The 6,695-nt window shown below is 65.1% G+C and carries 9 protein-coding genes; 8 read left to right on the forward strand and 1 reads right to left on the reverse strand.

Annotated elements, in window-relative coordinates; translation table 11 throughout:
* Positions 1-2 precede the first annotated feature (2 nt).
* From KF757_09030 to KF757_09065, 8 genes are all read left to right on the forward strand, one after another.
* A complete protein-coding gene (locus tag KF757_09030) occupies positions 3-422 on the forward strand; it encodes a cytochrome c (GenBank protein MBX3323117.1) in 420 nt (139 codons plus the stop codon).
* Positions 419-1,834: a cbb3-type cytochrome c oxidase subunit I gene (locus KF757_09035; GenBank protein MBX3323118.1), complete on the forward strand. Its 1,416-nt coding sequence runs from the start codon at positions 419-421 to the stop codon at positions 1,832-1,834. The genes KF757_09030 and KF757_09035 overlap by 4 nt, the downstream gene beginning before the upstream one ends.
* Complete coding sequence (locus KF757_09040; protein ID MBX3323119.1) at positions 1,831-2,856, forward strand: ketopantoate reductase family protein; 1,026 nt, start codon at positions 1,831-1,833, stop codon at positions 2,854-2,856. The genes KF757_09035 and KF757_09040 overlap by 4 nt, the downstream gene beginning before the upstream one ends.
* Entirely contained in the window at positions 2,846-3,451 is a 606-nt protein-coding gene (locus KF757_09045; GenBank protein ID MBX3323120.1) for a pyridoxamine 5'-phosphate oxidase family protein, read from the forward strand. The genes KF757_09040 and KF757_09045 overlap by 11 nt, the downstream gene beginning before the upstream one ends.
* 258 nt (positions 3,452-3,709) lie before the next feature.
* Positions 3,710-3,967 (forward strand): hypothetical protein, encoded by a 258-nt coding sequence (locus KF757_09050; protein ID MBX3323121.1) that lies wholly within the window; start codon positions 3,710-3,712, stop codon positions 3,965-3,967.
* Positions 3,968-3,994: 27 nt separating this feature from the next.
* Complete coding sequence (locus tag KF757_09055) at positions 3,995-4,627, forward strand: winged helix-turn-helix domain-containing protein (protein ID MBX3323122.1); 633 nt, start codon at positions 3,995-3,997, stop codon at positions 4,625-4,627.
* Between the two features lie 99 nt (positions 4,628-4,726).
* A complete protein-coding gene (locus tag KF757_09060; protein ID MBX3323123.1) occupies positions 4,727-5,095 on the forward strand; it encodes a hypothetical protein in 369 nt (122 codons plus the stop codon).
* Positions 5,096-5,254: 159 nt separating this feature from the next.
* A complete protein-coding gene (locus tag KF757_09065; protein MBX3323124.1) occupies positions 5,255-6,406 on the forward strand; it encodes a Fic family protein in 1,152 nt (383 codons plus the stop codon).
* Positions 6,407-6,430: 24 nt separating this feature from the next.
* Here KF757_09065 and KF757_09070 read toward each other — a convergent pair.
* Positions 6,431-6,695 (reverse strand): P27 family phage terminase small subunit (locus KF757_09070; GenBank protein ID MBX3323125.1); only part of this gene is annotated, 265 nt, incomplete at its 5' end.

Here is a 6,695-nt window from a genome sequence, read left to right on the forward strand (position 1 = left end):
CTGTGGCGCCCGATCTGGCTGTGAGATTGCGAACTGGGGTTGCGGTCGCGCTCTTCGGCGTCTACGCGGCTGCGGTCGCTTTGATGCCCGTGGATCGGCGCGATCCGCCGGCGGTGCAGGCGGGTGTAGAGACCATGCCCGCGGCGATCGAGGCTTGGCGGAGTGCGGGCTGTCACTGGTGCCATTCGGTGTACGGGCTTGGGGGACATACCGGACCTGATCTGACGAACATCATCTCGCGAATGGGTCCAGAGTATGTGCGGGTCGTGATCGAGACCGGCCGGCCCGGCATGCCGGCGTATTCGGATCGGATTCCGGCGGACCTTGACCGTTTGATTGAATATCTCGAGGCCATTGATCGAAGCGGTCGGTATCCCGCCGAGCCGGGTGCGGGGTACCTCGGTCAAAGGGAGGACCGATGAGCGTCCCGCGCCTTTCGCGGCGCCTTCGATTGCGACCGGGTGGGTTGGGCGCGGGATCGCTGGGGGTTGTCGGGTGCCTTCATTGGACGCTGGGCACCGGCGTGTTGCTTGGCGTCAAGTCCGCGAGGCCTCAGTTCGCGGTGGACTGGCTTCCCATGCAGATCGTTCAACCCTTGCACACACTGGGGGCGCTGGGCTTCCTGTTCTACGGGATCATCGCGCTCATGAGCGTGGTCATGCGGCGGCACGGGATGCGGACCGCCGGCGCGCTGGGATGGGTCTCGACGGGGATGGGGGTGTTCCTGCTGGCTGCGGGCGGCTCGGTGTTGCTCGGATGGGGGAGCGGGCTGGAGTACACATCATGGTGGATGCCGCTGACGGTCGTGCCGGCTTTCGTGGCGGCTGCTTTGGCGGGGTGCGTGTGGATCGACCTGAGACGATTCGTCAATCTGTCGGCGGAGGGAAGCTGGCTGCTGCTGATGGGCACCTTGCTTATCTTGCTTGGGATTGTCGAGCGTGGGGCGGGCACGATGGCAAGGGAGGTGACCCGTGCGCTCATGGTCGAGTGGCACGCGCTCGATACGATGTTTGCGGGGATCAATGTATCACTTTATGGGCTCGCGATCCTGATCACGAGCGCGCCGGGCGGTGGGCGACCGATGCGGCCAAGGCTGCTGTGCGGAGTGGCGGTGTTCGCGCTTCTCTCGACTTTTGGACACCATCATTATCTGTCGTCGCAGCCGTTAACTTTCAAATGGCTCGCCTTCGGTGCGAGCATGCTTGGGCTCCTTTCGTTATGGAGGCATGTGTCTTCGCTGCGGAGGGGCCACCACGCCGCCGCGACCACGGCGGCGACTGTCTTCTTCCGGGTTGCGACGGCGTGGACGGTCTTTGCCGTGGGCACCGGCGTCCTGCTCGCGGTGCCCCCGATCAATGAAGTTCTGCACGGGACGCACGCGATTGTGGCGCATTCCATGGGTTCCATCATCGGGATCAATGTGATGATCGTGATCGGCGGGTTGGCCAGTGACCTGCCCGCCAATCGATACGCGGTCCAACTGCCTGTCCTTCAACGGCGTGCCCGGTGGTTCAGCGCGATCCTGCTCGCGCTGGTCGTCGTGCTGGCCGCGAGCGGTGTGGTCAAGGGTGTGTTGCGGATCGAGCACGGACATCAGTCCTACCAGCACATCGTGCGTGGCCTATTGGTTCCGTTGCCCGCCATCGGATTGATTCTGAGTCTCGTGGTGATTCGGCTGATGACGCGCATACGTCGGTGTCTGTCGGGTGATCCGCCGGTTGCACCGACAAACGAGTCGCCCGACCGGTGCCAAAGCCCGGGCATGTTCTGTGCAAGCGCCCCTTGCGAGGCGCAGGATTCGATGCGGTCGGAACTGATGGAGGTGCAACGATGAACGCGGGGGCCATGGACTTCGACCGGGAGAAGATCGGCGTCATCGGCGCAGGGGCCATGGGTGTCTGTCTGGCGGCGGTACTCGGTCAGAGCGTACCTGTCGTGATCGTCGCGCGTTCGCCCGAGCGAGCGGAGCAGTTGAAGCGGCACGGGGCGGTGGTGTGCGGGCTCGGAAATGTTCAAAGTCGGCCGCTGGTCGTCTCGGATATCGCCTCGCTCGCGCGGTGCGGGAGCTTCAGCGCGATATTCATCGCGACCAAAACCACATCCATCGATGCGGTTAGTGAGTCCATCCGTCCGCTCCTCGGCGATCTGGGTGGTTCATACGGAGCGCCATTCATCGTGAGCTTTCAGAATGGAATCGGACCCGGCCTTATGCTGAGCAGGCGTTTGATGCATGATCGGGTGTTGCGCATGGTGCTGCACTATGGGGCGCGGCTCACGCCGTCTGGCGCGGCGCAGGTCATCCATACCTCGGTGCCTCACGCGATTGGCGGACCCGACGCCACTCATCTGTGGGCGGCGCAGACGCTCGGGCGTATGTTGACGCTGGGCGGTATGGAGACAATCGCGGTCGAGAGCATCGAGCCGCTCGCCTGGAAGAAGGGCATTATCAACGCGGCGATGAATCCGGTTGCCGCACTCACGGACAGCAGCGTCGGCGAAGTGCTCGATTCGCCGGCGCGATCTATCGTGGTCTCCCTCGTGACCGAGGGTCTTGCGGTCGCGGCCGCTCAAGTGATTGATCTCGGGCCGAATGCGGAAGCAGACATCTGGCGGGTCTTTGAGTCCGCGCGAGAGCACACCCCGAGCATGGTCGAGGACATCCGCCTGGGGCGACTGACCGAAGTGGGTCAACTCAACCGACAGGTGATTGAGCATGCAGAAGGGTGTGGCGTTGCCGTGCCCGGCCATCGCATGATTGCGTCTCTGATCGATGCCTTTGATTGGCGAGTGTTCCGACGGTCGCCCCGATACACGCCGTCCTCGAACCGCGGGACTGAGGCCTCCCATGCGCAATAGCCCGGCAGACGATGTGTTGTCCTGGTTCGACGAAGCCCGACATGTGGGAAAGGAGCGCGAATACGATGCAATGACGCTTGCGACCGTGGACCCCACGGGATGCCCGGCGGCTCGCGTGGTCATCTGCAAGGCCATCGAATCGGATCCGATCGCGATCATTTTCTTCACCACATATGACTCACGCAAGGCGCAGCATCTCGACTTAAGTCCACACGCGGCCGCCGTCTTTTACTGGCCCGCGTTGCGGCGACAGATGCGCATTCAGGGTTGCGCGACACGACTCACCGTCGAGGAGAACGACGCGCACTTCGATGCGATGTCCAGAGCTCGGCGGGCGCATGCGACGGCACAGGTCGGCGACGGCCGACCGTCGGTCGTGTACGCGCGGCAAGTCTTGGGGGAGTTATTCGGTGGCAGGACGCCAGCGCGGCCAAGCTTGTGGGGCGGCTATCGCCTGGTGGCGCACACCGTCGAGTTCTGGTCGGCGGGAACCGGCCCTCGAGGCAACCGCACGCGGTGGATTTGGAAAGCGACGGAAAGTCACTCATCGGGACTCTCAGGTTGGTATCTGGAGTGTTTGAAGGCGATGGAGTGAAGCTTTGGCGATGGACTGGGCCCTGATCTCCGGTGGCGAGCGCGATGGCGGCAAGGGCCGGGTGAACGACACAATGGTCGACCGAACTCGATAGCGTGCTGTTCGGCCCCAGAGCCCCTGTGGCCGAAGTCGTGCACAATCTCGAAAACATCTGGAATTCAAGGGCGAATCGACTGGATGACGGCCCAAGATCATGCCAATGTGTGGTCGTCGCGGGGACGAGCCCCGCGGCGGAACGAAACGCCAAGGAGCACAAGCATGTTCATCAAGCAGATCACGATCGAGGGCGTCGACGGCGATGTCGAGATCCGCCGCTCCGACTCTGGCGCGACGGTTGCAGCCAACGGCGTCGAGCACGAGTACTTCGCGAAGATCGCCAACGACGACGACCTCCACAGCATCGCATGGAACGCGGCCAAGGTCATCTGCGGCGAAACCCGCGGCGGCAAGCCGAACGCGACCGGATCGATGATCAACGACATCGCCCAAGAGATCCAGCGCGTCGCTGGGTATTGAACACCACGAACCCGAAGGAGAATCACGATGACGACGAAGAAGACGAGCGCGAAGAGCGCGAGCAAGAAGACCGCCACCAAGTCCGCGAAGAAGCCCCCCGCCAAGAAGCCAAGCGCCGTCGCCTCGGTCATGAAGAAGGTCGCGGCCGAGGACGCTGCGAAGGCGAAAGCCCGTGAGTCCGCAGCCACCGTCGCCGCAAACGAAGCGGGCGCCGCGCTTCACACCGGGACAGTCAAGCGAAGCGACGGCAGGGAGGTCCGGGTGAGCGTCCCCGCAAACGACGACGCCAAGGCCCCGACGACGCCCGCTCCCGCGAAGAGCGGCAAGAAGCCGAAGGCGGGTCCGAAGACGCCGGCCAGGGCCGCACCGGGCGACGACGCCCCCAAGGCGAAGAAGGAGAAAGCGCCGAAGCCGCCGAAGAAGCCGAGCGGCCTCGACCTCGCGGCCAAGGTCCTGGCTGAAGCCCGCGAGCCGCTCAGCGCCAAGGCCATCGCCGAGCGCGCCATTGCAGCGGGCTGGGTCACCAGCGGCAAGACGCCGCACGCCACGCTCTACGCCGCGATCATCCGCGAGATCGCGAGCAAGGGCGACGCGGCCCGGTTCACGAAGACCGATCGCAGGCTGTTCGAAGCTGGACCCAGCACGAAGAAGGGAGCGTGAGCATGAACAGCCCGCAAAGCGAAAATCAGGTCGACGCCAAGTTCGCATGCCCGAACTGCGGCATGGTCTCCTCGCCCGCCGCGACGAAGGAGCGCGGCGATGCCTAGCAGCACCACCAAGCGCGAACGCACCGAGTCCTTCAGCGTTGATCACAAGGGCATGCTCGTCCGAGCCGTCACGCCCCGGCGTGGCCAGCCCTACCAGCACCGATGCAGGCTCGCGTCGCTCGAGGCGGTCGCGCATCGCTTCGACGAGTTCGGCGAAGGCGACACCGTCGAAACCATCGCCGACGCCATCGACGAACCCGTCACGCAGGTCGCGACGGCACTCGCCTTCCTGCTCGAGCGCGGCATCGTCGAACGCATCGGCAAGCTCAACTACCCCGCGAGCATCGATGTCCACCTCGACGCGATGACCGAGTACCACGCCCTGCGCGACAAGGGGCCAGAGCCGGCGGACCCCGCCTGACCCATCGGGATCGCCCGATCCCGCTTACCCGGCCGCTGGCCGGGGTTTTTCGTCGGCAGCAGGGCAAGCGAGCCAAAGAAACGGTCGTTTCTTACCGATCTTGACTGAGAAACGATCGATTCGTAGAATGGAACCCACGGAAAGGAGCGTTTCCCAGCCATGCTCCGCCAGACCGGCACATACCGAACGACCACCACCCACGGCGAGACCGTGAAAGCGTTCGTGCCGCACCCGCTGCCGCCAGCGGACCCGCCACTGATGATCGAGGGCGATCTCGCCGAACGCCACGCCGCGGCCGTCGCCGCCATGAATCTTCTCCGCGTGGCCGGGGCGATGGTGCCCGATCCGGGCTGGTTCCTCTACGGCTTCGTGCGCAAGGAGGCTGTGTTGTCCTCGCAGATCGAGGGCACCCAGGCGACGCTCCGCGATGTCGCGACTTTCGAGGCCATCAGCAGCACCGATCGCCCAGCTGATGTCGAGGAAGTCTGCAACTACGTCGTCGGCTTGAACCACGCCCGCGCCACCATCGCCGACCCAGTCGGCTTGCCGCTGAGCACGCGCCTCCTCTGTGATGTGCATCGCCTGCTCATGCGGGGTGTCCGCGGCGAGGACAAACTCCCCGGCGAGATCCGCCACAGCCAGAACTGGATTGGCGGCTCGCGCCCCGGTAACGCCCGCTTCGTCCCCCCGCCCCACGAGGAGGTCGCGCCCGCGCTGGCCGCCCTCGAGAAGTGGATGCACTCGGACGACCCGCTGCCGCCCCTGATCAAGGCCGGGCTCGCGCATGTGCAGTTCGAGACGATCCACCCGTTCCTCGACGGCAACGGCCGCATCGGCCGCATGCTCATCACGCTGCTTGTTGAGCACTGGGGCTTGCTTGACCAGCCGCTGCTGTACCTGAGCGTCGCGTTCAAGCGCCGCCAGGGCGAGTACTACGCCCGCCTCGCCGCCGTGCGTGCCGAGGGCGACTGGGAGGGCTGGACCGCGTTCTTCCTCGCGTGCGTCAAGGACGCGGCCGACGACGGCGTGCGCATCGCGGAGGCCCTCCACACGCTCATGGGTCGCGACCGCGCGCGCGTCGTTCGCCACGAACGAGCAACCATGACGGTCGTGCAGCTTCTCGATCTGCTGCCCTCGAATCCGGTCCTGACTGTTCCGCGGGCCAGTGAACTGCTGGGCATCACCGCGCCGCCGGCGCGCAAGGCCATCGATCTGCTCGAAGAACTCGGCGTGCTCCGCGAGACAACCGGCAAGCAGCGCGACCGTGTCTACGCCTACCACGCGTACCTCGAACTGCTGACCGAGTCGTAGCGCCATCACGCGCCGCTCTCGGCCTCATTCCACTTCATCGACATCGCGTTTGCGTGCCGCGGTGGCCTCGGTCCAGGCGTCGACGCCTTGGAAGAACACGCTGATCTCGTCGTGCCTGGGCGCGGGCCGAATCGGGACGTTGATCCTGGCGCGGGCGCTGGGCGTGAGCCCGAACTCCTGTTCGAACCGCGTCAGCGACAGCGACAACTTGTGCATGATCGCGACCTCGGGGAACTGGGCAAAGCACTTGACGCGGCCGTTGCCGTCCTTGAGCGGATACGTCGTGCCG

The sequence above is a fragment of the Phycisphaeraceae bacterium genome, from assembly GCA_019636795.1.
Lineage (GTDB): Bacteria > Planctomycetota > Phycisphaerae > Phycisphaerales > UBA1924 > JAHBWW01.

Excerpts from the sequence above, each read along its gene's own strand:
- KF757_09035 (MBX3323118.1), top strand. The coding sequence starts at position 419 with ATGAGCGTCCCGCGCCTTTCGCGGCGCCTTCGATTGCGACCGGGTGGG.
- KF757_09040 (MBX3323119.1), top strand. The coding sequence starts at position 1,831 with ATGAACGCGGGGGCCATGGACTTCGACCGGGAGAAGATCGGCGTCATC.
- KF757_09045 (MBX3323120.1), top strand. The coding sequence starts at position 2,846 with ATGCGCAATAGCCCGGCAGACGATGTGTTGTCCTGGTTCGACGAAGCC.
- KF757_09050 (MBX3323121.1), top strand. The coding sequence starts at position 3,710 with ATGTTCATCAAGCAGATCACGATCGAGGGCGTCGACGGCGATGTCGAG.
- KF757_09055 (MBX3323122.1), top strand. The coding sequence starts at position 3,995 with ATGACGACGAAGAAGACGAGCGCGAAGAGCGCGAGCAAGAAGACCGCC.
- KF757_09060 (MBX3323123.1), top strand. The coding sequence starts at position 4,727 with ATGCCTAGCAGCACCACCAAGCGCGAACGCACCGAGTCCTTCAGCGTT.
- KF757_09065 (MBX3323124.1), top strand. The coding sequence starts at position 5,255 with ATGCTCCGCCAGACCGGCACATACCGAACGACCACCACCCACGGCGAG.